At 60.7% G+C, this 26,528-nt stretch carries 22 protein-coding genes and 3 pseudogenes; 14 read left to right on the top strand and 11 right to left on the bottom strand.

Annotated features, from left to right (window positions below; translation table 11 throughout):
- Positions 1–28 precede the first annotated feature (28 nt).
- A complete protein-coding gene (gene pyrF, locus ET21_RS0122535) occupies positions 29–703 on the bottom strand; it encodes an orotidine-5'-phosphate decarboxylase (RefSeq protein WP_021238224.1) in 675 nt (224 codons plus the stop codon).
- Positions 700–1,029, bottom strand: a complete 330-nt coding sequence (locus ET21_RS0122530) for a lipopolysaccharide assembly protein LapA domain-containing protein (RefSeq protein WP_030541472.1) — start codon at positions 1,027–1,029, stop codon at positions 700–702. Before ET21_RS0122530 ends, pyrF begins: the two co-directional genes overlap by 4 nt.
- Before the next feature lie 191 nt (positions 1,030–1,220).
- Here ET21_RS0122530 and ET21_RS0122525 point away from each other — a divergent pair, with 191 nt between their 5' ends.
- Genes ET21_RS0122525 through ET21_RS0122515 form a run of 3 tightly spaced genes read left to right on the top strand, consistent with a single transcriptional unit; the run spans position 1,221 to position 4,844 of the window.
- Positions 1,221–2,114 (top strand): Ku protein, encoded by an 894-nt coding sequence (locus ET21_RS0122525; protein WP_021238226.1) that lies wholly within the window; start codon positions 1,221–1,223, stop codon positions 2,112–2,114.
- Between the two features lie 3 nt (positions 2,115–2,117).
- Positions 2,118–4,610 (top strand): DNA ligase D, encoded by a 2,493-nt coding sequence (gene ligD / locus ET21_RS0122520; protein ID WP_030541471.1) that lies wholly within the window; start codon positions 2,118–2,120, stop codon positions 4,608–4,610.
- A gap of 45 nt (positions 4,611–4,655) precedes the next feature.
- Entirely contained in the window at positions 4,656–4,844 is a 189-nt protein-coding gene (locus tag ET21_RS0122515) for a hypothetical protein (RefSeq protein WP_021238228.1), read from the top strand.
- A 105-nt stretch (positions 4,845–4,949) separates the two neighbouring features.
- Here the strand turns inward: ET21_RS0122515 and ET21_RS0122510 are convergent, their stop codons facing one another.
- On the bottom strand, positions 4,950–5,330 hold the full coding sequence (locus tag ET21_RS0122510) for an EF-hand domain-containing protein (protein WP_030541470.1): 381 nt from the start codon (positions 5,328–5,330) through the stop codon (positions 4,950–4,952).
- 276 nt (positions 5,331–5,606) lie between these two features.
- Between ET21_RS0122510 and purB the strand changes: the two genes are divergently transcribed.
- The 7 genes from purB (at position 5,607) to ET21_RS0122475 (ending at position 16,850) form a co-directional block, all read left to right on the top strand.
- On the top strand, positions 5,607–6,923 hold the full coding sequence (gene purB / locus ET21_RS0122505) for an adenylosuccinate lyase (protein WP_021238230.1): 1,317 nt from the start codon (positions 5,607–5,609) through the stop codon (positions 6,921–6,923).
- Positions 6,924–7,578: 655 nt separating this feature from the next.
- A complete protein-coding gene (locus ET21_RS0122500) occupies positions 7,579–7,884 on the top strand; it encodes a helix-turn-helix domain-containing protein (protein WP_030541469.1) in 306 nt (101 codons plus the stop codon).
- A 358-nt stretch (positions 7,885–8,242) separates the two neighbouring features.
- Positions 8,243–9,421 carry a TolC family protein gene (locus ET21_RS27365; RefSeq protein ID WP_162180726.1) on the top strand — a complete coding sequence of 393 codons (1,179 nt, stop codon included), beginning with the start codon at positions 8,243–8,245 and terminating at the stop codon, positions 9,419–9,421.
- A 1-nt stretch (position 9,422) separates the two neighbouring features.
- Complete coding sequence (locus ET21_RS0122490) at positions 9,423–11,528, top strand: ATP-binding cassette domain-containing protein (protein ID WP_162180725.1); 2,106 nt, start codon at positions 9,423–9,425, stop codon at positions 11,526–11,528.
- Positions 11,525–12,697, top strand: a complete 1,173-nt coding sequence (locus tag ET21_RS0122485) for an HlyD family efflux transporter periplasmic adaptor subunit (protein ID WP_030541466.1) — start codon at positions 11,525–11,527, stop codon at positions 12,695–12,697. Before ET21_RS0122490 ends, ET21_RS0122485 begins: the two co-directional genes overlap by 4 nt.
- Positions 12,698–12,914: 217 nt before the next feature.
- Entirely contained in the window at positions 12,915–14,258 is a 1,344-nt protein-coding gene (locus tag ET21_RS0122480; protein WP_081856842.1) for a cadherin-like domain-containing protein, read from the top strand.
- Positions 14,259–14,354: 96 nt separating this feature from the next.
- The gene (locus ET21_RS0122475) at positions 14,355–16,850 is read left to right on the top strand and encodes a hypothetical protein (RefSeq protein ID WP_030541464.1); all 2,496 of its coding nucleotides are present in this window, start codon (positions 14,355–14,357) and stop codon (positions 16,848–16,850) included.
- 199 nt (positions 16,851–17,049) lie between these two features.
- Here ET21_RS0122475 and ET21_RS0122470 read toward each other — a convergent pair whose 3' ends face one another.
- The 3 genes from ET21_RS0122470 to ET21_RS0122460 are packed head-to-tail and all read right to left on the bottom strand — an operon-like array spanning position 17,050 to position 19,400.
- Positions 17,050–18,666 carry an IS66 family transposase gene (locus ET21_RS0122470; protein ID WP_030541463.1) on the bottom strand — a complete coding sequence of 539 codons (1,617 nt, stop codon included), beginning with the start codon at positions 18,664–18,666 and terminating at the stop codon, positions 17,050–17,052.
- A 60-nt stretch (positions 18,667–18,726) separates the two neighbouring features.
- Positions 18,727–19,074: an IS66 family insertion sequence element accessory protein TnpB gene (tnpB, locus tag ET21_RS0122465; RefSeq protein ID WP_030541462.1), complete on the bottom strand. Its 348-nt coding sequence runs from the start codon at positions 19,072–19,074 to the stop codon at positions 18,727–18,729.
- Positions 19,071–19,400 carry a transposase gene (locus tag ET21_RS0122460; protein ID WP_030541461.1) on the bottom strand — a complete coding sequence of 110 codons (330 nt, stop codon included), beginning with the start codon at positions 19,398–19,400 and terminating at the stop codon, positions 19,071–19,073. Before ET21_RS0122460 ends, tnpB begins: the two co-directional genes overlap by 4 nt.
- Before the next feature lie 134 nt (positions 19,401–19,534).
- Here ET21_RS0122460 and ET21_RS27360 point away from each other — a divergent pair, with 134 nt between their 5' ends.
- The 3 genes from ET21_RS27360 (at position 19,535) to ET21_RS0122450 (ending at position 21,849) form a co-directional block, all read left to right on the top strand.
- Positions 19,535–20,299 carry a M23 family metallopeptidase gene (locus ET21_RS27360; RefSeq protein ID WP_237751652.1) on the top strand — a complete coding sequence of 255 codons (765 nt, stop codon included), beginning with the start codon at positions 19,535–19,537 and terminating at the stop codon, positions 20,297–20,299.
- Between the two features lie 135 nt (positions 20,300–20,434).
- Positions 20,435–21,361: a response regulator gene (locus tag ET21_RS0122455; RefSeq protein WP_156029334.1), complete on the top strand. Its 927-nt coding sequence runs from the start codon at positions 20,435–20,437 to the stop codon at positions 21,359–21,361.
- A 146-nt stretch (positions 21,362–21,507) separates the two neighbouring features.
- The gene (locus ET21_RS0122450) at positions 21,508–21,849 is read left to right on the top strand and encodes a hypothetical protein (protein WP_030541459.1); all 342 of its coding nucleotides are present in this window, start codon (positions 21,508–21,510) and stop codon (positions 21,847–21,849) included.
- Positions 21,850–21,965: 116 nt separating this feature from the next.
- Here ET21_RS0122450 and ET21_RS0122445 read toward each other — a convergent pair.
- The 3 genes and pseudogenes from ET21_RS0122445 to ET21_RS28660 all read right to left on the bottom strand — a co-directional run.
- Positions 21,966–22,184, bottom strand: a pseudogene (locus ET21_RS0122445) (hypothetical protein); the annotation flags it as partial.
- An 8-nt stretch (positions 22,185–22,192) separates the two neighbouring features.
- Positions 22,193–23,133, bottom strand: a protein-coding gene (locus tag ET21_RS27355; RefSeq protein WP_237751651.1) for an IS630 family transposase whose coding sequence is annotated in 2 segments (ribosomal slippage) — positions 22,193–22,788 and positions 22,788–23,133 — 942 coding nt in all. Because the reading frame shifts where the segments join, the coding sequence is not laid out codon by codon here.
- A gap of 153 nt (positions 23,134–23,286) precedes the next feature.
- A pseudogene (locus ET21_RS28660) lies at positions 23,287–23,614 on the bottom strand (IS5/IS1182 family transposase); the annotation flags it as partial.
- A gap of 94 nt (positions 23,615–23,708) precedes the next feature.
- Between ET21_RS28660 and ET21_RS27350 the strand changes: the two are divergent.
- Positions 23,709–24,655 (top strand): IS630 family transposase gene (locus ET21_RS27350; RefSeq protein ID WP_237751650.1). Its coding sequence is split into 2 segments (ribosomal slippage): positions 23,709–24,048 and positions 24,048–24,655, totalling 948 coding nucleotides; the frame shifts between segments, so codons are not numbered across the junction.
- Between the two features lie 201 nt (positions 24,656–24,856).
- Here ET21_RS27350 and istB read toward each other — a convergent pair.
- Positions 24,857–25,597: an IS21-like element helper ATPase IstB gene (gene istB / locus ET21_RS0122415; protein WP_030541453.1), complete on the bottom strand. Its 741-nt coding sequence runs from the start codon at positions 25,595–25,597 to the stop codon at positions 24,857–24,859.
- An 11-nt stretch (positions 25,598–25,608) separates the two neighbouring features.
- A pseudogene (locus tag ET21_RS26215) lies at positions 25,609–26,528 on the bottom strand (IS21 family transposase); the annotation flags it as partial.

Here is a 26,528-nt window from a genome sequence, read left to right as displayed (position 1 = left end):
GCAGGAGCAGGTCGCGCCAAATCAAGGGTTAGAGGGTCGCTTCGATTTCCCGCGCGGCCAGATCGGGATTTTCCGCCAGGCTGATCGGACGTCCCACCACCAGGATGGACGCGCCGCGATCCAGTGCCTCCCGCGGGGTGACGGCGCGCTTCTGGTCGCCCATCGTGCCGCCAGCGGGACGCACGCCGGGCACGACGAAAAAGCCGTCGGGCCATGCTCGCTTGGCCATCGCCACCTCCTCGCCCGAACAGACGATGCCGTCCAGCCCGGCGCTGCGGGCAAGGTCAGCGAGACGCGCGACCTGATCCTCCGCCTTGCCGCCGACGCCGATGTCGGTGAGGTCTTCATTGTCCAGGCTGGTAAGCACGGTGACGGCGATTACCTTCGTGTTGACGCCAGCAGCCGCCTTCGCATCTTCCAGCATCGCGCGTCCGCCCGCGGCATGGACGGTCAGCACCGCAGGTTCCAGCCCATGCAGCGCCTGCACCGCCTTGGCGACGGTGTTAGGTATGTCATGCAGTTTCAGGTCCAGGAAGATGGGAAGGCCGAACTTCATCATCTCCCGCACGCCATGATGTCCGTTGGCGCAGAAGAATTCGAGCCCCAGTTTCAGCCCGCCGACATGATTGTGCACCTGTTGCGCCAGATGCTGGGCCTTGGTCAGGTCGGGCGTGTCGATCGCGACGTAAATAGGGCTGCTCATGCTGTTCCTGTTGCAGAAAGGGATGGTGCCGGGGAAACCGCGCTTTCGGAAGGCGCGGGGGATGTTGGCGCAGGCTGGGTGCTGGCGACCACCAGCGCGCGCTCGGCGCTTTCCAGCTTGCGCTTCATCCGCCACCGCGTCGCCCGGGCCATGATCCAGAAAGGCAGCGCCCCCAGCAGGAAAGCGCCGATCAGCAGGACCGGCAGCTTGGTTTCCATCACCAGGTCACCCCACAGGCGGACGGTCACAGGCACGTAGTTCGCCATGCAGAAAAAGGCGAGGGCCACGGCGATGACGACCCAGAAGGCAGTCCGCAAAAATTGCATCGGCATGTCGTCCTAGCTGCTGATTTCCATCAGCTTAGGGCATTTCGGCGGTCTTCGAAAGCGGTTCGTCCCGATTTCCTGCCGTCCGGCGGGCGAATGCGAGTCACTGGGCGTTGCGGCTTTGCTGCGGTCAACGCGGAACTCTGGCCCTCCCTCGCGCATTTTTCACCGTCGCAAGGAGGCATCGGATCATGGCGGCGCGAGCATATTGGCAGGGTCAGATCAGGCTGGCGCTGGTGTCCATTCCTGTCGAGATTTACGCTGCCACCAAATCGGGCGCGCAGATCGCCTTCCACCAGATTCATGAGCCCAGCGGCAAGCGCGTCCGCTACGAAAAGACGGTGCCGGGCATCGGGCCGGTAAAGCCGGAGGACATCGTCAAAGGCTATGAGGTGAGCAAGGGCGATTATGTCCTGCTGCAACCCGAAGAGATTGAGGCCGTCAAGCTGGAGAGCAAGAAGACGCTAGAGTTGACCCAGTTCGTGAACGCCGACGAGATCGACGTTCTCTACTATGAGCGGCCTTATTATGTCGTACCCGCCGATGACCTTGCCGAAGAGGCGTTCGTCGTCCTGCGCGAAGCGCTGCGCCGGGCGAAGAAGGTCGGCCTGGGACAGCTGGCGATGCGCGGCCGCGAATATATCGTGTCGCTCAAGCCGTGCGGACGCGGCATGATATTGGAAACGCTGCGCTACGCCGATGAGGTCAACCGCGCCCAGAGCTATTTTCGCGAGATAGAGGATGTCAAACCCGACGCTGAACTGCTCGACCTGGCCGAGGCGCTGATCGAAAAGAAGACCGCGCCCTTTAAGCCCGACAGCTTCCATGACCGCTATGTCGACGCGCTAGAGCGGTTGATCGAGAAGAAGAAAAAGGCGAAGGGCCGCCGGATCATCGAGGAAGAGGACACCGGACCGGCCAAGCGGAGCGGTAATGTCATTGACCTGATGGCCGCGCTCAAAAAATCCGTCGACACGGGCGGCAAGAAACCCCCGGCTGGCGCGACAGCCAAGTCAGGCACTACCCGAAAGCCCGCCGCGCGGCGGACTGGCACGGCCAAGGCCCCCGCGCGAAGGCGGGCATGATCCATGGCCGAAGCCGATCCGCTAAAGCTCTATAACAATAAGCGCGATTTCACGCGCACCAAGGAGCCAGCGGGCAAGCTGGGGCGCAGTGGGGGTAACGGCTTCATCGTGCAGAAGCATGATGCCACCCGTCTTCATTTCGACTTCCGGCTGGAAATGGACGGCGTTCTGAAAAGCTGGGCGGTGACGAAAGGCCCGAGCCTTGACCCCGCCGACAAGCGGCTCGCCGTGCGGACGGAGGATCATCCGCTCTCCTATGCCAGCTTCGAAGGGACGATCCCCAAGGGCGAATATGGTGGCGGCACCGTGATGCTGTGGGACGAAGGGACATGGGAGCCTGTCCCCGGCAAGAGCGCCAAGGATCTGGAAAAGGGCCATCTTCACTTCATCCTGCATGGCCAGCGGATGAAGGGCGAATGGCTGTTGATCCGACTGAAACCGCGTCCGGGTGAGAAACGGGAAAACTGGCTGCTGCGCAAGATCGAGGATGGCTATGCCGGGGCCGCCGATGATTTGGTTTCGCGGGAACTGACCAGCATTCGCAGCGGCCGCACCATGGGGCAGATCGCCGCTGATGCGCCGCCGATTTCGCTCAAGGGGAAGAGGGGCAAGTCCTTCGATGCCGCCATGATGGAAGCGGTAAAGGCCACTCCGTCCCGCACACCGCCGCGGAAGCGCGCATCCGGCAAGCCGCCTGCCTTCCGCGCGCCTCAACTGGCGACGCTCGTGGACACCGTGCCCACTGGCAATGGCTGGATTCATGAAATCAAATATGACGGCTATCGCTGCCTGGTCAGCGTCGCGGGAAAGCGCGTGCAGATTTTCACTCGCACCGGGCTCGACTGGACCAATCGTTTCTCCTCCCTTGCGGCCGAGGTGGCCGCGCTCGATCTCCCGCCTGCCCTGATCGATGGCGAGGTCGTGGCCATGGGACCGGACGGCAACCCCGACTTCTCGACACTCCAGCGCGTGCTGAAGGGGGAGGATCGCGGCGCTCTCCATCTCTTCGCCTTTGACCTGCTGGAGCTTGCCGGGGAGGACCTGACCGCGCTTCCCACCGTCGCCAGGAAAGAAAGGCTGTCCACGCTGATCGGCGATGGCGCGGCGCATATCCACTTTGCCGATCATGTAGTGGGCGCCGGGGAAAAGCTGTACAACGCCATGTGCGGTGCGGGGCAGGAGGGCATCATCTCCAAGCGGGCCGACGCTCCCTATCGCGGCGCCAGAACCAGGAACTGGCTCAAGGTGAAATGCACCAGGCGGCAGGAATTCGTCATCGCCGGCTGGACCCCCAGCGGCGCGAGCGGCCGCGCCCTGCGTAATATCCTGCTTGCGCAACATGGTGAGGACGGCCTTGTCTATGCGGGCAAGGTGGGCACCGGCTTCAATGCGCGTAATAGCGAAAGCCTGCTCCAATTGCTCAAGGCCCGCGCGCGCAAAGCGCCTGCCGTCGCTGTCCCCCGCAGTGAATCGCGGGGCGCTCAATGGGTGCGGCCGGATCTGGTCGCCGAAATCGCCTTTGCCGAATTCACCGGCGACAATGTCGTTCGGCACGGGAGCTTCCTTGGATTGCGCGAAGACAAGGCGGCAAAAGAGGTCAGGCGGGAGAAGCCCATGGCAGCGCCGGAGATTGAGAGCGACATCACTATCAGCAACCGTGATCGGCTGATCTTCCCCGAGGCTAAGGTGACCAAGGGGCAACTGGCCGATTATTATGCGGCGGCAGGCGCGATCATGCTCCCCTGGATCGCGCACCGGCCGATCAGCCTGGTGCGATGCCCGCAGGGACGGGCGAAGAAATGCTTTTTCCAGAAGCATGACAGCGGCAGCTTCGGCGATCATGTGAAGCATATTCCCATCCGCGAGAAAGATGGGGATGAGGAGGATTATCTCTACATCGACGATATAGACGGGCTGCTGGCCTGCGTTCAGATGGGAACGATCGAATTCCACGGCTGGGGTTCGCGAGTGGAGGATGTGGAGCGGCCCGACCGGCTGATCTTCGATCTCGACCCTGATGAGGGGCTGGATTTTGAGGATGTGAAGAAGGCGGCGGGGGATATCCGCCGGACGCTGGAAGATATCGGCCTCACCAGCTTTCCCATGCTGTCGGGCGGTAAGGGCGTTCATGTCGTCGTGCCGCTGACGCCGCAGGCGCAATGGCCGCAGGTGAAGGATTTCGCCGATCGCTTTTCCCGCGCCTTGGCGGCAGCGGAGCCGGACCGCTTTACCGCCACCATGAGCAAGGCCAAACGCAAGGGCCGCATCTTCATCGACTGGCTGCGCAATCAGCGGGGCGCGACCGCTGTCCTGCCCTATGTCGTGCGCGCTCGCGAAAATGCGCCTGTTGCCGTGCCGGTGACCTGGGAGGAACTGGAAGACATAGAGAGTGCGGGCGCATTCACCATCGCCGACGTCGATCAGCTGATCGAGCGCGCCAATAGCCGCGACCTGCGCGGATGGGGCGAAGCGCGCCAGACGCTGCCCGATTATTGAAAGCGGCTTCCCTGCCGCGGCTTTATTGCATAGTTTCGGACCATTATGACCAAGCCCAGCCATGATGCGCCCTCGGAAGGCGCCCAAACCGCCGATACCCCCGAAGACAAGGCCGATCTGGCATCCGCCGCGCGCAAGTCCGCCAGCAAGGGCGTGTGGATGGGCACGGCCGTGGGAATCGGTTCGGCCGCCATCGTCGCCGCGCTGCTGTACGCGAACAAAAAGCGCGGCTGATCTATACGGCTTAAAAAAGGAGGCGGCGTGGCCTTCGCTCCACGCCGCCTCATGTGCGACCCTTGTTCAGGCTGGTCTTCCCGCTTTGGCGCGGGAGGTTCTTCGTCAGGCGCCGCCGCTCAAATAGCTGATCAGTTCGGCCTTGCTGACAGAAGTGCTCTTGTCAGCATCAGCGGTGGCGAACGCGCCGTCCGCCCAGGCGGTAATCTCGGCAGGGGCCAGCGTCTTGCCGGTCGTCTTCATCTCCTGCCCCTTGAGCGCGACCATCCAGCGGGAGAACTCGCTCTTGTCGAGCTGGTTGTCGCTGTTGGCGTCATAGGCCGGAAACTCGGTGTCGACGATCGACGCGATGGAGTCGGCAGGGCTTGCGGGGGTGGCGGAAGGAGCAGAGGGCGCAGTGGCTTCCGTCTGCGGAGAAGAGGCTTGCTGTGCGGCAGCGGGCAGGCTGATCAGCATCGCCATCGACAATGTCAGAACGCGGATCATCGCGAACTCCTTAATTAATTCCCATCGTTGCAAGACACGCGGTACGATGAATTGTTCATCTGAATACATGACTGTCCGGCAGATTTCCTGAACATTTGTTCATCTTCATCCATTCACCCGCGCATATGGTTCAACTCGTCTGTACCGGCTGCGATATTCACGATGAAAGGACTGTCGGAAGGCGGGACAGGAGAGCCTTTTTCCGCCCATTTGCCCTTCGGGAACGAGGCTGCTAGTCGCGCGGCGACCCTTCATCAGCAATCAGGATTCGACCCGATGGTCCCGCGCTACGCCCGCCCGCAAATGACTGCCCTCTGGGAACCGGAGGCGCGTTTCCGCATCTGGTTCGAGATCGAGGCGCATGCGACCGAGGCGCTGGGCGAACTGGGCGTCGTGCCCAAATCGGCGGCCAAGGCGCTGTGGGACTGGTGGGCCACCAATCCCGCGATCGACGTGCCCGCCATCGACGCGATCGAGGCCGTGACCAAGCATGACGTCATCGCCTTCCTGACCTGGGTGGCGGAGCAGGTGGGCGACGAAGCCCGCTTCATGCACCAGGGCATGACCTCCAGCGATGTGCTCGACACCTGCCTTGCCGTTCAGCTTTCCCGCGCCGCCGATATATTGATCGAAGATCTCGACAAGCTGCTGGACGTCATCAAGCGCCGCGCTTTCGAACATAAGCTGACGCCTACCATCGGCCGCAGCCACGGCATCCACGCCGAGCCGGTCACTTTCGGCCTGAAAATGGCGGAGGCCTATGCCGAATTTTCCCGCTGCCGCGCCCGCCTGGTCGCCGCGCGGGAGGAAGTCGCCACCTGCGCCATTTCGGGCGCGGTCGGCACCTTCGCCAATATCGACCCGCGCGTGGAGGAGCATGTCGCGGCCAAGCTGGGCCTCGCCATCGAGCCGGTTTCCACGCAGGTCATCCCGCGCGACCGCCACGCCATGTTCTTCGCGACGCTGGGCGTCATCGCCAGTTCGATCGAACGCCTGGCGGTGGAAGTGCGCCATCTGCAACGCACCGAGGTGCTGGAGGCGGAGGAGTATTTCTCGCCAGGACAGAAAGGCAGTTCGGCCATGCCGCACAAGCGCAACCCGGTGCTGACCGAAAATCTGACCGGCCTTGCCCGCATGGTGCGCAGCTACGCCATGCCCGCGATGGAAAATGTCGCCCTGTGGCACGAGCGCGACATCAGCCACTCGTCGGTCGAACGCTATATCGGCCCGGACGCCACCATCACGCTCGATTTCGCGCTGGGCCGCCTGACGGGCGTGATCGACAAGCTGCTCGTCTATCCTGAGCGGATGATGAAGAATCTCGACAAGATGGGCGGCCTCGTTCACTCGCAGCGCGTGCTGCTGGCGCTGACGCAGGCTGGCGTCTCGCGCGAGGATAGCTACCATTATGTACAGCGCAACGCGATGAAGGTGTGGGAGTCGGATGGGCAGCTATCGCTGCTGGAGCTTCTGAAAGCCGATCCCGATGTCACGGCCGCGCTGACCCCCGGACAGATCGAGGAGAAGTTCGACCTCGACTATCACTTCCGCCAGGTCGACACGATCTTCCGCCGCGTCTTCGGCGAAGCCTGACGCGGAGATGCTGGAGGAGGGCCCGGTGCGGGTGTGCCGGGCCTTGTGTCCTGCTTTGGCGGTGCTGACGGGCTGCTGAAACGCTCCTGCGGGCATGCAGGGGCGGGGATCATCCCCTTATGTTTCCGTTCGCCTTGAGGAAAACGAAGGCCGATTTTGCCTCGCTCCGCTCGGCTGGGGGCTTCGACTTCGCTCAGCCCGAACGGGTTCGAGGATGTAAAGCCAAGCATGAAGGCCCGCGCCACGGCCCGGCGCGACGCCTTATATTCACATCCATGCGCAGAAATTGGTCGGGGAGAGAGGATTCGAGACCGAAATACCTGCCACCCGAGCGCACGGAAATCCGCGGTTTTTGCGAGATTGCAGGGCTGTTGTGGGGGCTTTGTGTATGCTGGTCAAGAGCCATCCTGAAATAAGGCATTCCACGATGCCGGCAACCGCTCACCTCCCGCGGACGCTCGAGCGAGGCGATCTGCAAGGTGATGGCAGTTGATCTGCCCTCTGTTGCTGAGGAGGAGCGGCGGCTCACAAGCCGATCGACAGCCTCCATCGCCAGCTCCGTCCACGAACTATGCCCACGTTGCATTTTATATGTGACATTTACATATAAACCTTATACACACCCCTCACGGGTCGGCAAATTAGGCAATCAACTATGGAGGACGATCACACAGAAGATTTGCTGATGATCGATACGAGCGATCCACGGTGGCAAGAACTCATCGATTTTGATGCGCGGCTTTACCGAAAGAAGCAACTTCGACTGCTCACTCCCGAGGCGAGGGTGCTTCTTCGCTTGATGATGGGCGGATCGCTTCGCGTTAATGAAGCGATGGAGGTGGCTGCCACATCCTACAAAGGCTTTTATGCGGTGCTGGAGCGCCTCAAGAAGGCAGGGCTGGTCAGCCTCACTAAAGATGAGAAGGATCATCGCGCCCGCAATCTGACAATCGAACGATAGCCGCGCGCACTTTTCTACTTACAATCAGCCAGGAAACTGAACTTTGGACCGCAAAGTATCTACTCGCTCATTCCGGCGAGCTGCGTTGAGTGCGATCGTCGTCATCTGCGCCCTTCAATTTGTCGGGACCGTCGGTATGAGCCAGGCTCAGCCGTCCCTCGGCGCGACAGGAGTGAGCGGGGTGACCGTCCAGTCCTCTGCCGAAGCGTCTGTCTCTGCAGTTCCCACAGCGCCTATCGGGTCAGCGCAGGAGGAGCCGGGAGCCAAGCAAGGGCCCGTCGCGCCCTATGGTCCTCCAGCGCCTAAGGTCGAGAAGGGGCGTCTACCAGAGATCAGCTGGACAGAGCCGCCGCCCCAGGTGCCACGAGCTCTTGACGATGCCGTCAATATCGTCACGCGCAATTATCCCTCGGCTAAATCGGCTCGCGCAGCGCTCGGTGCTGCAGCAGCCGACGTCCGCGCTGCCAAATGGCGGCGGTTCCCCAGCCTCACCGGGAATTTGGCCTATCTGGACGCTGACGCTTCACCGGAACCGCAAGTGATCGCCGAATTACCAATATGGTCGGGGGGGCGGCTTAGCGCCGATATTCGACGCGCAAAGGCTGCGGAAGACGTGTCCGCCTCCTCCTATGTTGAAACCGTGGTGACACTCGCCCAAACTACTGCCCAAGCCTATTTCGATGTCGTGCGCCTCGCTCAGCGAGAGCAATTGCTCGCCGAAAGCTTGCAAGAGCATCGGCGGTTGGTCGGCACCATGGAACGACGGGTCGAGCAGGAGGTAAGCCCGCTTGCCGACCTTGATCTTGCGCGGTCGCGAGCGGCCCAGATTGAACAGGACTACACTGTTACCCGCGCTCAGCGACGATCTACATTGCGGATCCTGGCAGAACTTATTGCAGATCCAAATTATGATCTCGGTGCCATCCCCGCATATGACATCGTCGACCTGACAGACCGCGCCGGGTTGGAAGAGGAGGCTGTTGGCTACGATCCCGAGCTGGGCCGCCTCCGCGCATTGGTCACGGTTGCAGAAGCGGACCTGCGCGCCAGCAAGGCGTCCATCTTGCCACAACTAAATGCGCAATATTCTTATGATGACGTGTTCGGCAGCAGAGTCGGACTGGTCTTGCGGCAACAGACCAGTGGCGGCTTGAGCCAGATTTCCGAGGTGGAAAGGTCTCGGCTGAGGATCCAAGGCGCGCTTGAGGATGTACGCGTGAGCGAACAGCAACTCCGTCGCGAGGTGACTAACGATCTCATCGAATATGATGCGGCCAGGGCGCGCGCTCAGATTTCCACGGGAGCATCGGAAACGGCGGCACGCGTTAGCGAAAGCTACATGCGTCAGTTTATCACTGGCCGTCGGTCGTGGCTGGACGTCATGAATGCTTTGCGTGAGGCTGTCACGGCGCAGATGGGCCGGGTGGACGCCCAGGTCACAGCGATGTCCACGGCCGTGCGGGTGATGCTGCGAAGTGGGCGCTGGCGCCCAACATTTGGAAAATCGGCTTCGGTTACGGCCGATGGGGGGAACTGACGTGACGAACTCAATCGTTACAACCATTGCAACGCTCGCCCGCATGCGGCGTGTCGATCTGCGACCGGATTGGGCCGATGCTGCCCGCGATATCAGGGGTGACGACCCGACCACACTGGACGCAGTGTGCCAAGCGATGGGCTGGGCCCCTCCCACGCCTTACGTGGAAATGCCGCGAGCGCATGAGTTCCCGCTGCTGGTCTACCACCCGGATCACGGCTGGGCGGTGGCCGAGCGCGTGGAGAGCGACAATCGATTGGCCATCGTCAAAGAGGGGATCAGCACGACTTGGCGCGATGCAGACCGAGCGCACCTCTATGACTTGGTCATTCCATTGCCGGCAGGCCGCCAGACTTTCACAAAGGCCATCGACGTGTTCAAGTCGGCGGTGTTCCGTCGAAAACACACTATTTTCTTCGCAATTCTCGCCACATTCGTCGTTAATGTCATCGCTCTGGTAACCAGCATCTACTCGATGCAGGTTTATGATCGCGTGGTGCCGCGTGGCGCATTCTCCACCCTTTGGGTTCTGACGGCTGGCGCGATTGTGGCCATCTTGTTCGACTTCATCCTGCGCGTGGTGCGAGCAAATATGCTTGAGGATGAGGCGGTCAAAATCGACACTGAAGTGTCAGAATTCTTTTTTTCACGGACGGCCGAGGTGCGAATGGACGCGCGGCCGCCCTCCATCGGCACAACGGCTGCGCAGCTGAAGGGGCTGGAACAGATCCGTGCCATGCTCTCATCGTCAGCCTTGTTTGCTCTTGCCGACCTGCCTTTCGCTATTCTCTTCATTGTCGTCATCGCCAAGCTCGGCGGCGTAATTGCGATCGTTCTGGCAATTTCCTTCCCCGTGGCCATTCTAGTGGCTTTGCTTTTCGCCTGGCTCATTCGCGACAACACCGGAAAGGCGCAGGCAAGTGGCAATCGCAAAAACGGGTTGCTCGTAGAGGCGTTAGACGCTGCCGAAACGATGAAGGCCAATCGGGGCCAATGGTTCCTCCTGTCACGCTGGAATCATTTGCTCGAAGAGGTGCATGCGGCGGAATTGCCCGTAAAGAGGCTGCAGGCGATGGCCGGAACCATCTTCGGCACGATCCAGCAAATCGCCTATGTTTGCCTCATCGCCTGGGGCGCGGTCGAGGTGTTCGAAAATCGCATATCGATGGGCGCGCTGATTGCCTGTTCTATCCTTTCTGGCCGGGTTAACGGGCCTCTGCTAGGCCAGCTTCCGTCCCTCTTGGTGCAGTGGACTTACTCAAAAATATCTTTGCAAATGCTGGACAATATATTGCAGTTGCCGGTCGATCGGCCGCCTCACGTCGACCAGCTTCGTCCGAACCGCCTTTCCCCCTCCCTGTCGTTCAATAATGTCTTGTTCGCTTATCCGGGACAGCGCACCGGTCTCGTCGTGCCACGATTGGAGATAAACGCGGGCGAACGGATCGGCGTGATCGGCGGCATAGGCTCTGGCAAATCGACGTTGCTAAAACTGATGGCGGGCCTTTATGCGCCTGCGCAAGGGCAGATCCTCATGGATAAGCTCGATATGGGCCAGATCGCCGAGGATCTCCTGCGTGCTCAGATCGGTTATCTGCCACAGGATTATCGCCTGGTGAACGGCAGTCTTCGCGATAATCTCATTTTGGGCCTTTCGGACCCGGGCGACGATGAGATCATGGAAGCGGCGCGAGGAACGGGCCTGATCAACCTCATCACGGCGCATCCTCGGGGACTTGATCTGCCAATCAGCGAAGGCGGGCGGGGACTTTCCGGCGGACAGCGGGTGCTGACGGGGCTCACGCGGCTCTTCCTCGCCAAGCCAAAGCTGATCTTGTTGGACGAGCCGACGGCCAATCTCGATGTCGATACCGAGGCGCTTGTCCTGCGCACGTTGCAGGCGAGCCTCACCCTCGACACCACATTGATACTGGTGACGCACAAGCTCCAGCTACTGAACCTCGCCAGCCGAGTTTTTGTCATGGCCAATGGTCAGATCGCCCTTGATGGTCCCACGGGCGAGGTCCTCAACCGGCTGAAAAAAACACCATCAGTGCCGCAGCCCGCCAATCAGGTGGCGGATGCATCGAAGGGGGCACGCGCATGAAAATCTCTCCTGCTTTCCGAAACCGATGGCTCCGACCATCCTCCTTGATCATCATCGGGATCATAGCCTTCTTCTCGCTCGCCTTGATCTGGTCCTTCTGGGCGGAGCTCGATCAGGTGAGCCGCGCGCCTGGCCAGATCATCCCGACCGGCCGGGTTCAGGTCATTCAGAGCACCGACGGCGGCAAGATTGCGAATATCCTGGTTCGCGAAGGCGAGGCCGTGAAGAAGGGTCAATTGCTGGTCCAGTTGGACGACACCAAGATCAGCGCAGCAGTCGGCGAAGCGCAGGGCAAGGTCGCCTCCCTGATGTCGAGCATGGCCCGGATCAATGCCGAACTGTTCGACCGACCACTGGAGTTTCCGGCGGAAGTAAAGCCCTTCCCGGACTTCATGGCCAATCAGACGCTGCTCTACCAGAAACGGCGGCAGGCGTTGCAGGATCAGCTTGCCTCACTTCGCGCCATGCTCGGGTTAATGGAGCAGGAGCTGAACATGAACATGCCTTTGCTCCAACATGGCGACGTCAGCCGGGCCGATGTGCTGCGATTGCAGCGCGGCGTCTCCGACATTCAGTCGCAGATCGTGAATGCCAAAAACAAATATATCCAGGATCTCCAGGCCGAATATACAAAAACGGAAGAAGATCTCGTCACCGCCCGGGAGGTGTTCAACCAGCGCAGCGATGCGCTTGCGGATACCCGCATTGTCGCCCCGGTAGATGGCATCGTGAAGAATGTTCGACTCACCACCATTGGGGGCGTTTTACGGCCGAGCGACGAGGTGGTCAGCATAGTCCCCACCGGCGATCAGCTGATCCTGGAAACCAAAATGCCGCCAAGCGACATTGCCTACGTCCGGGTTGGCCAACCCGCCTCAGTCAAGTTCGACGCTTATGATTCGTCGATCTACGGATCAGCGCTCGGCAGGGTTACGTATATTAGCCCCGATACGCTCGCTGAACAGAGCCCGCAGGGCGAGGTTTATCATTACCGGGTTCACATCATCGCGGATCCTCGACCCATGAAGCCGCATCTGCGCGGTGAAAAAATTGAGATACAGCCTGGAATGACAGCGACCGCGGAGATCCAGACAGGGAGGAACACAGTGTGGCACTATCTGACAAAGCCGATCAACAAAACCCTGAGCGAAGCCATGACAGAGCGCTAGATAGATCGACCAGGGAGCGTCGCCGCAGGCTCGCTTCGCCGCATTTAACCTCACTGCGATACTGCAAATAGCCTCGCATCTAACCCTTTCTCGCCCCAATACATTCAATTTGGTAGCATTTCGGCACCAGTTGCGCTTGGTTCCAGCCGAATGCCGTTGCTAGACAACAGCCAGCGAGGACCATCTCGCCCCGGTTCTAGCCCATATTGGGGGAAAAATGACAAAGAACGTAACGACGGCGACAGCTGCGCGAGCGAAGGTGCTCGGCCGCGCCAAAGACCATCATGACAAGCAGGCTGCACAGAAGCAGGCCCATGACGAGGCTGCGGCTGCAGAGGCCGCAGCCTATCATTCCGCTGCCGTTCTGTCGCAGGGTGAAGCCGATGAACTGCAGCAGGCGGTGCCTGGCGCGCTCGCGCCTGACGCGTCGCTCGCCGGCGATTTCTCGTTTGCTAACGTCATGGCCGATGTGTCCGGCGCCATGGCCGGTTCCGCTAGCATGTTCGGCGGCGAGTCCTTCTCCTTCGCGCAGGCTTCCGGCAGCGCGGACGCCGGTGCTGGCGTCGGCGGCGGTGGCGTCAGCACTCCGCTGATCATCGGCGGCGTCGTTGCAGCGGGTGGCCTGATCGCGCTCGCGGCTTCTGGCGGCGACGATAATGACAATGAGCCGGTGGCTCCCCCGCCGCCTCCGCCGCCTAACACTGCGCCGACCGTTGCCGCAACGCAGGCTGTTGCTGGCACGGAAGACACTGCCGCGACTATCACGGTATCGGCGACCGACGCAGAGAATAACGCGCTGACCTATTCGGCTGCTGGCGCCCAGAATGGCACCGTGACCGGTGGTCAAGACGGCGTGTTCACTTACACGCCGAACGCGAACTTCAATGGCACCGACAGCTTCACCGTGACTGTGACCGACTCGGCTGGTGCTTCATCGACCCAGACTGTCACGGTTAACCTGGCAGCTGTGAACGATGCGCCGACCATCGACGCCTCGGCCACGAGGGCTTTCTCGGTCGTATCGGGTGCCTCGCAGGCATTCACGATCAGCGCCTCAGACGTCGACGGGGATGCACTCACCGCCTCCATCAGCCCCACCGATGGCCCGGCCAACGGCACGATTGATCTGGCGACCAACACCTATACTGCGAATGCGGGCTTTGTCGGCACCGACGACTTCACCATCCGCGTGAGCGACGGCACGGCAGTCACGGAATACACCGTGACCGTGAACGTCACCGCGCCGCCCTCGACGGGCGTGACGATCAACGCTGCAGGAACGAGCGACGCTTCGCCGGGCGACGTCACCTTCACGGTCGAGGCCGGCAACTATGTGCACACGATCAGCGGCTTTGGTGCGGGCGACAAGATCGTCAGCCCCGCCGGTAACCCGGGCACGCTCAACAACAGCGACTTTACCGATGGCCAGGCTACTATCCAGTATGCCAACAGCGGCCAGGTGACCCAGGTTGTGCTGACGGGTCTCACCCAGGCGCAAGACGCGGCGCTGTTCGGCACAAGCGACCTGAATACTGTCTTCGGCGCAGGTACCTTCGCCTGATCCTTATGTGATCCCGCCCCATCAAGGGCGGGATCATCGCCGTCACAGTGCAAATACCTTCCTAACTGGACATCCCAGTTTTTCTGGAGCAAGCAAATGGCTGATCTTTATCTTTCGTCGGGTGACAACCTCACCGGCGTGACCTTCGGCGGCAACGTGTTCGGCGCCGCCGGCACCGAAACCGTCACCTACACCAACGACGCCACCGGCATTGTCGTTGACCAGAATGTCGAGCAGGTCCGTTTGACCGGCGCCACCTCGTCCTACACCTTCCAGCAGGCTGGCAACCAGCTGCTGGTCTTCAGCGGCAGCACTCAGGTTGCGCGCATCACGCTGCAAAACGACACCAACGGCACGCTGATCAGCTTCGCCAATGGCACCGTTGAAGCGCGCGTTTCGGCCGCGGGTCTGACGCTAGGTGGCACCACCGTTCCGGCGACCGCGCCTACCCCGATTATCCCGACCACCATTGACAGCAGCGGTGGCACGGCTGTTCAGACGCTCACCCTGACTCAGGGTCCCGACACGCTGACCGGCACCAACGGCGATGATGTCTTCAATGCCCTGCCGGTGAACGCTGCCGGTGTGGCCGTTGATACGCTCTCGGCCTTTGACGACCTTGATGGCGGTACGGGTACCGACACCCTCAACATCTACACCACTGGCACGGAAAACAATGCGTTCCCCGCCAACACGACGGTGGAAAATGTCGAAATCGTCAACATCTTCAATGCCGCTGCTGCAGCCGATCTCGCTGATGCGTCCAACTATGCCGGCGTCCAGCAGCTCTGGCAGATTGGCGCTGCCGCGGACGTGACCAACCTTGCAGAGGGCACTGTCGCAGGCTTCCGCAACCTGGAGGCCGCTGCCGGTGACATTGATGTCACTGCCGCTGCGACGGCGACCAGCGTTGCAATCGAGGCTGATGGATTGGCCGGCGCGACGGCGGCAAACGTTGCCCACCTTGATGTTGCTGGCGAGGCGCTGAACAGCGTCACCGTGCAGGGCACTCTGGAGCAGAACACGGCGAACGCCACTGCGGCTTCGCTGGCGCTTGACGTGACTGTCGGTGAAGACGAGCAGACGCTGACGGTTAACTCGGCGGTTGCGACCACTCTCACCGTTGACGACTCGGGCAGCACCGACAAGGTCACCTCGGTCAACGCTGCGGCTAGTGCTGGTGCGATCAGCTTCATCGGCGACACGGACGTTGCGAGCATCGCGACCGGCGCGGGCGATGATGTCGTGACGCTGGATACCACCACTGCAGCAAACGATCCCGCCACGTCAATTGACGAGACGGTATCCGCTTCAGTCGTTTCGGGCGCTGGTGCTGACGAGATCACGGTCACCACGGATGGTGCTGGCACGACCGCCGTCGATGCTGGCGATGGCGACGATACCGTTGTCGTCAACAGCCGGAGCGATGGCAAACTCACCGTGAATCTTGGTGCGGGTGTCGACACGTTCAACGTCGGAGGCCTTGCAACGGTTAACGCCGGTGACACCATCGACGCTGGTGCAGGCTTGGATACGCTGCGGCTTAACATCGTGGGTGCGGCCAACATCGGTGCGTTTTCGAACTTCGAAGTGTTCGATGCTGCTGGCTTGGGCAAAGCGCTTGACGTCAACATCTTGGCTTCCAACAACACAGTTACGGAATTCGTGACGACGGGTGACGTCGGTGCGAACGCCGAACTGCTGAACGTTGGCGCCAATGTCGGCTATCGCGTCACGGGTGACACCGTGGTTGGCAACGACCTCGAATTCAACCAGGCGACTCCTGGTGCGCTGACTGTCACCCTTGACATCGATGAGCCTTCATCGACTGCTCCGGCATCCACCACGGCTGCGACGGCTGCGGATGCTTCGGTTACCACCAACGCTACCTCGGTCAACGCAGTCTTCGACTCGGCCTTCGTCGATGCGGCAACTGGCGCCGGTGACAATGCCACTCAGCTCGTGATTAGCGCTGACGACGCAGCGTCACTGTCGGTCGTCTCTGGTGGCGCTAACGCGAGCAATGAGCTCGTCTTCAACGGCACGGGCGACCTCACCAGTGTGACGGTGTCGGGCGCCCAGGCACTTGACTTGGATCTGGCTGGGGCCACGAACGTGGCATCGGTGAACGCGTCGGCGCTCACTGGCAATCTGGCCTTTGACCTGGCGGATCTGGCTGCGAGCGGTTCGATCACTCTCGGTTCCGGGGACGACGTACTCGTTGGAGCCAATGACCGCTCGATCGTCGGCTTCGAGAAGGGCACGGCTGAAGACGCAACGGCTCAGAGCGATTTCGATGTGATCTCGCTGGCAGGATCGGTCCAGGCGGGAGATTTCGCGGTCGCCGGTGGCCAGTTCGAAAATGGCCTGCTCACCTTCACCGGTGCTGGTCCGGCAACGCTCACTGAAGCTCTTGGCATTGCCAATCTGGCAGCGAACGGTGCGAACGAAGCACTGGTCTTCGAGTATCTTGGCGACAGCTATGTATTCAGCCAGGGCGGTGCGACCGACACTGTCATCGAGCTGTCCGGCGTGACTGGCCTGACTGGTCTCGACACGGTCGGCGCGAGCGCCAACGTTTACGTGTTCTAATACGTAACGAAGGCTATCTCCGGCTTTGCCGGAGATAGATGAAACCCCCGGCAGTATGCCGGGGGTTTTTAGCCATCAGCCTGATGGGTCAGGCACAATTTGCCGAGGTCTGAGGTCACGGTAGTTTTTGCTGCCGGTTGAGCATGGATCTGCTGATCCATCGGCAAGATATCTGTAGGCATTCGGTGAAGGCCGCAGATCAGGCGGCTTGGCGTTGATCCTCTGTGTGGCGCCAGTTCCAGGGAAGCAGTTCATGGAGACGGTTCTGGGGGATGTCGGCGATGCGCGCGAGAACGTCGGCGAGCCAGGCCTGCGGATCGATGTCGTTTAGCTTTGCCGTGCCGATGAGACTCAGCATGAAGGCGGTGCGCTGACCGCCTCGATCTGAACCGGCGAAGAGCCATGATTTTCTGCCCAGGGCTATACCTCTCAGCGCCCGTTCCGCCGCGTTGTTCGTAAGGCAGATGCGGCCGTCATCGAGGAACGCGGCGAAGGCAGGCCATGCCTTGAGCATGTAATCCATGGCCTCGGCCACATCGCTGTTCTTCGACAGCTTTGACCGGTTGTCGCGTATCCATTCCTCCAGATCTGCAACCAGCGGTGCGCTGAGTTCCTGTCGAAGGGCAAGACGCTCCTGTGCCGGTCTGCCGTTGATGGCGCGCTCGATGTCGAAGATCGCGTCAATACGGCGGACCGCCTCCACTGCCAGCGGCGAGATGACGGGCGCCTTTTTGCGGCGCTTCTTGAGCTGCGCGGCGACATCGGCCAGCTCGAAGAAATAGCGGCGTGCGTGGCTCCAGCATAAGGCGCGGGTCAGCGGCGCCGGCAGGCGGTCCGCATGGAACAACGCATTATATCCGGCATAGGCATCGGCCTGGAGAATGCCTCTCCAGTCGCGCAGATGGCCCACGGGATGCTCGCCCCGCCGGTCGCGGGAATAGTGGAAGATCGCTGCGGGCGGCGCGGGTCCGCCAAAAGGTCGATCATCCCGGACATAGGTCCAGATCCGGCCCGTATCGGTCTTGGTCTTGGCCAGCACCGGCACCGTCGTATCGTCGCCATGCAGCCGCTCCGCGACCAGGACATGCGCCTCAATCAACAGATAGAGCGGCATCAGCGCAGCGGTGCAGGTGCCGACCTGATCGGCCAGGGTCGAAAGGCTCAGTTCCACCCCCTCGCGGGCATAGCGGTCACGCTGGCGGTTGAGCGGCTGATGCGCGCCGAACTTCTCGAACAGCAGCATCGCCAGGAAGCTGGGGCCAAAGAGCCCGCGGGGCGTGACGTGGAAAGGCGCCGGCGGTTGGGTGATCTTCTCACAATCCCGGCAGGAGAACTTCTCCCGCACGGTCTGGACCACCTTCCACTGGCGCGGCACGACCTCAAGTGTCTCGGTAATATCCTCACCCAGCTTGCACAGCCGATCCGAGCCGCAGCAGGGGCAGGCCTCGGGCGCGGCGATGACGACGCGCTCGCGTGGCAGATGCTCAGGCAAGGGCTTGCGTGCGGGACGCTTGCGTTCGAACGGCGCAACGTTGGTCTTCGCCGCCGCCAGCGCGGCCAAAGCCTCATCTTCGCTGGCGGTCGTCTCGCACTCTTCGAATGCCAGTTCCATCTGGTCGAGCAGGTGGCGCGTGCGTTCCGATCGCTGGCCGAAAAGGGTGCGGCGCATCTTCTCGTTCTGCAGTTCGAGAAGGGCGTTGCGGGCTTCCAGATCGGCGTTGATCGCCTTGATGCGGGCGACTTCAGCGGCGACAGCCTCGGCAGCGGCGAGCCGCTCGCGAAGGCTGTCGATCTGTGCTTGCGCCTCGGTCCCCATGGGCAAGGACATAGCGGAAAAGCACTGGAATCCCTAGCTTCTTAGGTCATGCCGGGGCTTTTATCCGGCCAATGTCGGACGCCAAGTGGCCTGCGGATTACGCCAGTCGATCGCCTCCAACATGCAGGCCATCTGCGAGGGGGAAATGGCGATCACGCCGTCCACGGCCGAGGGCCAGATGTACTTCCCGCGCTCCAAGCGCTTGGCGTAAAGCGACATGCCAACGCCATCATGCCAGATGATCTTGCAGAGGTCGCCACGGCGACCTCTGAAAATATAGAGGTCGCCCGCGAATGGGTCACGTCCGAAACTCTGCTGCACCTGCAGGGCCAGGCTGCGCATGCCGCGTCGCATGTCCGTGTGCCCCGTTGCGATCCATATCCGAACGCCGGAGGGGACTGGGATCACGGCTTGACCGACCGCAGCACTGCCGACACCAGACCGGGCGCGGCACCGGCGGGGATGCGCACAATCGCCCGTTCGAACTCCACGATGATCGCCGATCCGCTCACCGGTATCGGATCGGGCTGCACCCGCACCTCTGCAAAGCCCTGCGCTGCCTGCCCCATCTGCCGCCGCCATCTGTAGATCTGGTTCGGCCGAAGATCAGCACGCCGGGCAATCTCCGCCACGTTCGCGCCGGGCACCGAAACCGCCGCAACCAACTCGCGCTTCTGCTGGTCGGTCCATACCCGCCGCCGCTCCGGGCCTGAAATTACCGTGATCTGACTCATCGCACCGTCCCTAGTATCGGTGCAAACACCGGCGCTTGCACCGGTGCCATCTCGAAATATCACCCGATCACCGCAAGGCGGCCCTCACCGGAGCCATACAGATATCTCCCCCTAGGGAAGATCGAGCGAACCCTATGCGTGCGCTTTATGCTTGGCTTGGCACAGCCTGCTCAGCCGCCGTTTTGCTGTTGTTCCCACCGCATTCTGTCGCTGCGTCTCCTGCTGATGTAGAGCGGTCGGCAGCTTCCGGGCCGCAAGCGCAAGACAAGCAATCGGGCTTTGGGGACGATCAGTTCAAGCGCTTGATGAGCGCCTGGCCGGACGGAACAAATCGCGTGCCTTCGCTCGCTGCGATTTACGAAGCTGATGCTACTGCGCAGCCACCAGATAGATTCAATCGGTTTGCTGATGGTGCTGTCGAGACGAACGCTCTGCGGCGCGACCTGCTCCTGCGCTCCCCAACTAAGCTCCTTTTTTCCGCACCTGCAGCGCGGCCACTTGGTTTCCTCCGCATCACGAGCGCATTCGGCATGCGTGCTCATCCGCTTCGGGGCGGAATACGACTTCACCAAGGGGTAGACCTTGCTGCTCCCATGGGCACTCCCGTCCGCGCCGCTGCTGACGGCATTGTGTCGCAGGCTGGCTGGAGCGGTGGCTATGGCCTTCTGGTGGCCATCGATCATGGTGCGCGAATGGCGACGCGCTACGGCCATATGTCACAGCTTACGGTTGAGCCGGGACAGCGTGTCTTACGGAACAGCATCATAGGATATGTCGGTTCCACGGGTCGCTCTACTGGGCCGCACCTGCACTATGAGGTGCGTCGTGGCGGTCGCGCCGTCGATCCCTTGAAAATTGCCGATGAAAAGAAGTCATCGCAAAGCTTTGATGTAAATTAAGGCGCAGTCTCAACAAATAAGTATTTGCAACTCGATGATGAGCGAAAGAGGAAATCGATTAGGCAACTATTTTACACGCTTATAAACAACTGATGATGGCGCAAGTGACTTAAATGGTAAGGGGCATTTTTCTTTGTGAATGAAAGTTCGAGCGTTTCGTTATCCACTATTGAGTCACCTGATCTCATCTCACCGACAGTTATGGTGGTTGAGAATGACCCTGCGGCATTGGGTCACTACGAGCATGCGCTCGGAACGCTGGGATATGATTATTACAGTGCCAACAGCCTGAGCGAAGCGATTGATCTCCTGCACCGTGACTCGTCCATACAAATCATACTCGCAAGTCAACACATACCGCATATGGATGGCTTGAGTGTCATTGACGAACTCTTGCTACGGTCTGGTGATGGTCGGCCTGTTGCTCCGATTATAGTCACCGACGCCGTCACTGTAGAGTTGGCACTTGAAGCCTTGCGATCCAAAGTAGTCGATGTGCTTGTGCGCCCCTTCAATATTGACACTTGCGCCGCAGCCTTACGCCGAGCCATCGGTCGTTTGCGAGAGCATTCAGATCTGCAGAAGCGAGGGTCTTTGTCGGAAATCGGCTTGCAACTCAACCGATTGCTCGCGTCCTTGAACGGACGCGCTGGGGAGGCCTCAACTATTACCGGACAATCAGATGAAGATTTGGCTGCCACGTTGCAAATGATTTTAGGTGTGCGGTCATTGCGGACACGCTATTTTTCGAATCGCCTCTTTGCAGACCCGGTATGGGACATACTTCTCGATCTTATGCGTGCGCGGCTTGAGAACCAGACACTTTCCGTTTCAAGCGTGTGCATTGCTGCCTCCGTGCCCATGACTACAGCGTTGCGGGCAGTGACTCAGATGACAAATGAAGGCTTGTTGCGCAGGTGGCCGGACCCCAAAGATAAACGTCGCGATTTAATCGACCTCACTGATACCAGTGTCTCCTATATGCGCGATTATCTGAGCACTGTGAATGGGATGATTCGCGGTCTTTTGAATGTGCGAAGAATCGTGAATTTTTCCGGCTAAGGCTGTTTTGGCAACTCCAGATCGCCTCGTGCTTGTTCCAATATCGGCGCGGTCGGCTCATTCGATTATTGATCTAGGTCGCACTCGCAGGATCCATCCGTGCTTTGACGATGTCAATCAACTGAGGCTTAGCTGGGAGAGTTATTATGAGCGATGGTGGCGGGGCCGAAAGGACGCTTCTTGAGGACTTGATCGCCACCGCACTTCTGAACATGTTGGCTGATCCGCATGTCAGATTGCATGACGCGGAAGTAGGATCGCGACAGGGCGACATCGACTGGGCCCGAGAAGCAGCAAGGGACCCTCTGCTACAAAAGAAGATATTATTGGCCATGCGTCGGTTGCGTGCGCCGCCGGCATGGGCACTCGATATGTCAGGTCTCACTGTTGAGCAGTGGAAAGACGAGATTGACTGGTTCGTGGGGCGCGCATGTCACCAATCTGCAAAGATCATAGACTTCGAAAAGGTGCGACATTCCGAAGAATGATGTCGTGCAATGCAGCTGGACACATCGAAAGACAGGGTGATTTCGGTCTGATTACTTAGAATGGGACACGAAGCCTGATGAAGGGCGCTGTTTCTGCTGAATTGGCGGCGTGATCATTATGTCGGCCGCGTTCTGGTCGCTGATTCCATGTCATGCAAGCGCAGTCTGCCCTCAAGCCATGGGAGGCGCTGGAGATGATAGACTAAGTTGGCCATGCCGATCTCGATCTCGGCGTGAGCGATGCCGATGGTGCGGAGAAGGCCCATGCGGTGCTTTTGCCGGGCAAAGACAGGCTCGACGGCAGCGCGGACCTTCGACTGTTTTGCATTAGAGCGGTTTTCGATCATTCTGGTTCGTACCCGCATGATCTGAAGTAGTTAGCGCATTCGTGGGGCTGGAAGATATCGACGAGTTTCCCGATCAAGCTCCACAGGCCGCTGACGGTACGCTCGCTCGCTTTACGGAGCATGGCCTTGAGGCGGGAGAACGCTTTCTCGATCGGGTTGAAGTCCGGGCTATAGGGCGGGAGAAAACGCAGCGTAGCTCCGGCGGCTTTGATCCTGTCCTGCACCGCCGCCCGTTTGTGGCTCGACAGGTTGTCCATGATTACAACGTCGCCAGGCCGGAGCTCAGGCACAAGCACCTGGGCAACGTAGGTTTCGAACCAGTCGCCATTGATCGGGCCGTCGAGCACCATCGGTGCGACCATGCCCGTCATGCGCAGACCCGCTACCAAGGTCGTGGTTTTTCGATGTCCATGCGGGAAGCCCATCCGCAGCCGCTCGCCTTTCGGGCAACGACCGTGGCTGCGGGTCATATTGGTCGCGGTCCAGGTTTCGTCGACGAAGACCAGGCGCTCCGGTTCGAGATCGAGTTGACCCTCGAACCAGTCCTGACGCTGCTTCAGGACGTCGGGTCGATCTTGCTCTATCGCATGGCCTGTCTTTTTTTGCGCGTCAGTCCACGGCGAACAAAAAAGCGATGTAGCCCGGCAACGGAAACGTCCATGCCCTTGTCCGCCAGCGCCAAACGCAGTTCTTCGAGGGTGATGTCCCTGCGCTCATCCCAAATGGCCAGAATGTCCGCTGTCCGCTCTTCCATCCGCCGCGAGCGCATATCGCCGCCGCGGGGCTTTGGGGTAATGTCACCTGTCTCGCGCTGCTGTGCCCGCCAGCGGACCGCCGTTGATGGTGCAACACCAAACCGGGCCGCCGCAGCACGGCAACTCGATCCACTATCCACCGCTGCCAAGAGCCGAGTGCGCAAATCCATCGAAAGAGCCATCCATGCCGGCCTCCTTCACCAGCAAGGGTTCTGAATCAGAAATCGCGCTCGAGGGGAATCCCATCCCGATTCAGAACGGTCGAAAACCGCTCTAGCCTTGGCCATCCGTTTGGGCAGCGTTCGCCTGGTAACCGCTACTGGTGAATATGCCCCTTGCGAGGAACGGGCGGTATCGGTCCAAACGCTCCAAGCAGTGTTCTCGTTGCTGATCAGATCGGGCAGTCGCGCCCCGGCATAGGCATTTGCAGCGCTCGCATCGCAGGTGCGGACCAACCCATGGGTCCGATCGGTGCTGATATGGTCTTTATAGCCGAACATCAGAATGGCCAGATCGACCGGTTTCGCTGCTTGGGATCGGCACCTTCCCCGACCTTGGCTTGGGCAATTGGATCGACCAGCGCGCACCGCGGTCTTTCTGCCCAACCTTGGCAGGCGCCTGGTCCTTGGGGATGCGGCTTTCCTTGACCGCCATCTTCTCCTTCTAGAGCATAATCCGACCTAACTGAATCTGGACGATTCCTTTTCGTTGGAACATCTGATTCAAGATGTCAGCTGGACAAGGAGGCCAGCCTGGCATGACGAAGTCCATCTCAGAGGATTTACGTTCGCGGGTGATTGCGGCGGTTGATGGAGGCCTGTCACGGCGCGCGGCAGCGGAGCGTTTTGGAGTTGCGGCGGCGAGCGCGATCCGTTGGGTTCGCGAATGGCAGGAGACTGGATCGACGCGGGCGAAGCCGCAGGGCGGCGACATGCGGTCGCGGCGGATTGAAGCCCATCGCGACATTATTCTCGGTGCGATCGAGGAGCAGGTGGACATCACGCTTGTTGAACTGGCCGAGATGCTTCGATCGCAGCAGGGAGCCGTATTTGCTCCGAGCACGATCTGGCGTTTCCTTGACCGTCACTCAATGACCGTGAAAAAACAGCGCACGCCAGCGAGCAGGAGCGGCCCGACGTTCTCGCGCGGCGACGCGCATGGTTCAAGGCTCAACCTGATCTCGACCCCGAACGGTTGGTGTTTATCGATGAGACCGGCGCATCGACGAAAATGGCGCGCCTGCGAGGACGGGCCAAGCGCGGCATGCGCTGTCGCTCCCCAATCCCGCACGGCCATTGGAAAACCACCACCTTCACCGGCGCGCTGCGGCTAACGGGCATGACCGCACCCATGGTCCTGGACGGTCCCATGACTGGCGAATGGTTCGCTGCCTATGCAGCTCAGGTTCTGGCGCCAACGCTGCGTCCCGGCGACATCGTCATCCTCGACAATCTGCCAGCTCATAAAACGATGGCGGCCCGTGAAGCCATCGAAGCAGTCGGGGCGCGAATGCTGTTCCTTCCGCCATGCAGTCCCGACTTCAATCCAATCGAAAACGCCTTCTCGAAACTCAAGGCCATGCTGCGGAAAGCCGCCGCCCGAACCGTCCCCGAGCTATGGAATGCAATCCGCGAGGCACTGCCCCGCTTCACTCCCGAAGAATGCGCAAATTACTTTACTGCCGCCGGGTATGAACCAGAGTGATCGGATTCTGCTCTAAGTGTTGCGCTGCTTGGGAGCGGGCCGACGGTAGCCTCGATAATCTGACCGCCCATGGCCAGACATGCGGATTCCGACGATCGCGCGCATCTATTCCGATCTGATGCCGCGCAGCGTCCCGATCTGATCGCGCGCAGGTGGATCATCTGATCGTTGGGTGAAGATGTCATTCCTGTTCGTTGTTGGTCAAGCGGCTTGAGCAGGGAGATTTCGGCGCATGGATTCGCCGGAGAGTTCGAGCCGATGAGCGTTGTGAACGAGGCGGTCCAAGATGGCGTCGGCGTAGCTCGGATCTCCGATCAGATCGAACCAGCGGGCCACAGGAAGTTGGCTGGTCACCAGGGTTGAGCGGCGGCCATAGCGATCTTCAAGGATCTCGAGCAGGTGGTGGCGGGCATTTCCGTCGAGCGGTTCAAGCCCCCAGTCGTCCAGTATCAGCAGATCGACCCTGCCAAGGCTCTTCATGCGGGCGGCGATGCGGCCGTCCCCTTTGGCCAGCGACAGGTCGTCGATCAACCGCGGCAGGCGCGTGTAGAGGACCGGTCGATTGTCGCGGCAGGCCTTGTGGCCTATCGCACAGGCAAGCCAGCTCTTGCCGACCCCTGTGGGTCCGATGATGGCCAGGTTTTCGTGGGCGGCGATCCAGTTGCCCTTGAGCAGCATCTCGAACAGCCGGCGGTCGAGCCCCCGCGCGCTGCGATAATCAACGTCTTCAGGCACCGCATGATGCCGCAGCTTGGCGTGACGCAGCCGAAGCGCAAGACGCCGATCGTTGCGCCAGGTTGCTTCATGATCGAGCAGCAGGGCCAGCCACTCGGCATGGCCAAGACATGCGGCGTCACCATTGCCGTCCAGTTCGGCAAAGGCATGGGCCATCCCGGTCAGCCCAAGCTGGTTCAGTTGATCAAGGGTTGGGTGTTTGAGCATCGTCGCTCCTTTCAGTGGTAATATTGGGAGCCCCGGATGTTGTCGTGCAGGATCGGCTCGCGTTCCGGGGCTTTGGACACGGGCACCTTGTCGAGCCCCTTTTCGAGGATCGATTTGACGGACGGGTAATTGCGCGCCTGGATTTCCAGCGCGCGCATCGCAGCAGCCTCAAGCCGATCGGCACCGAAGCGTTTGGCGAGGCTGATAATACCAAGGCACGAGCGGTAGCCCTGCTCGGGATGTGGTCGGTCCGCGATAATGCGCTCGACCAGCAGCGACAGCATCGGCCCGATCCGGGCAGCCTCTTCCCGGATTTTGGCCGGCGTCCATTCCAGATAGCGCCTGTGGCTCGAAGGCATATGCTCGGGCACCGTCGTATGCCGGCCGTTGCCGCTGCCACGCATATGAACCGCGATGCGCTCGCCGCCCAGGAAGATCTCGACGGTGCGCGCGGTGAAGCGGGCCTCGACCTCACGGCGGGCGAAGCGATGGGGCACAGAGTAATGGTGATGATCGAGGGCGATATGGTAATCGAGCCCGACATGGCATCGCTTCCACTCCGCATGGACCCAGGGCTCGGCGGGCAGCGGCTTGAGATTGGGCGCGTCGATTTCCTCGAACAACTGGCGGCGGGTGCGACCGAACTGGCGAAGAACCCGCGTCTCATTGAGATCGGCGAGGCACTCGGCGATAGCGGCGTTGAGCTCAGTCAGGCTGTAGAAGACACGGTTGCGCAGTCGGCCTGACAATGCCGACGCAGGCTTCAACCTTCGCCTTACCGCGCGGCCTCCGGGGCCGCGCCGGCAATACGGCCGTCCCGTAATGACGGGCCATGTCATTGTAGCTGCGGTTCAGCATCGGATCGAAGTGGCAGGCCTTGAGGGACTGTCAGGATTTCCGTGTGTGGCCGGGCATAATGGGCAACAAGGAG

The organism is Sphingobium sp. DC-2, from assembly GCF_000722555.1.
Classification (GTDB): Bacteria; Pseudomonadota; Alphaproteobacteria; order Sphingomonadales; family Sphingomonadaceae; genus Sphingobium; species Sphingobium quisquiliarum.
The sequence above is the reverse complement of the archived record's forward strand: the minus strand, read 5'-3'. Positions and strand labels throughout refer to the sequence as shown.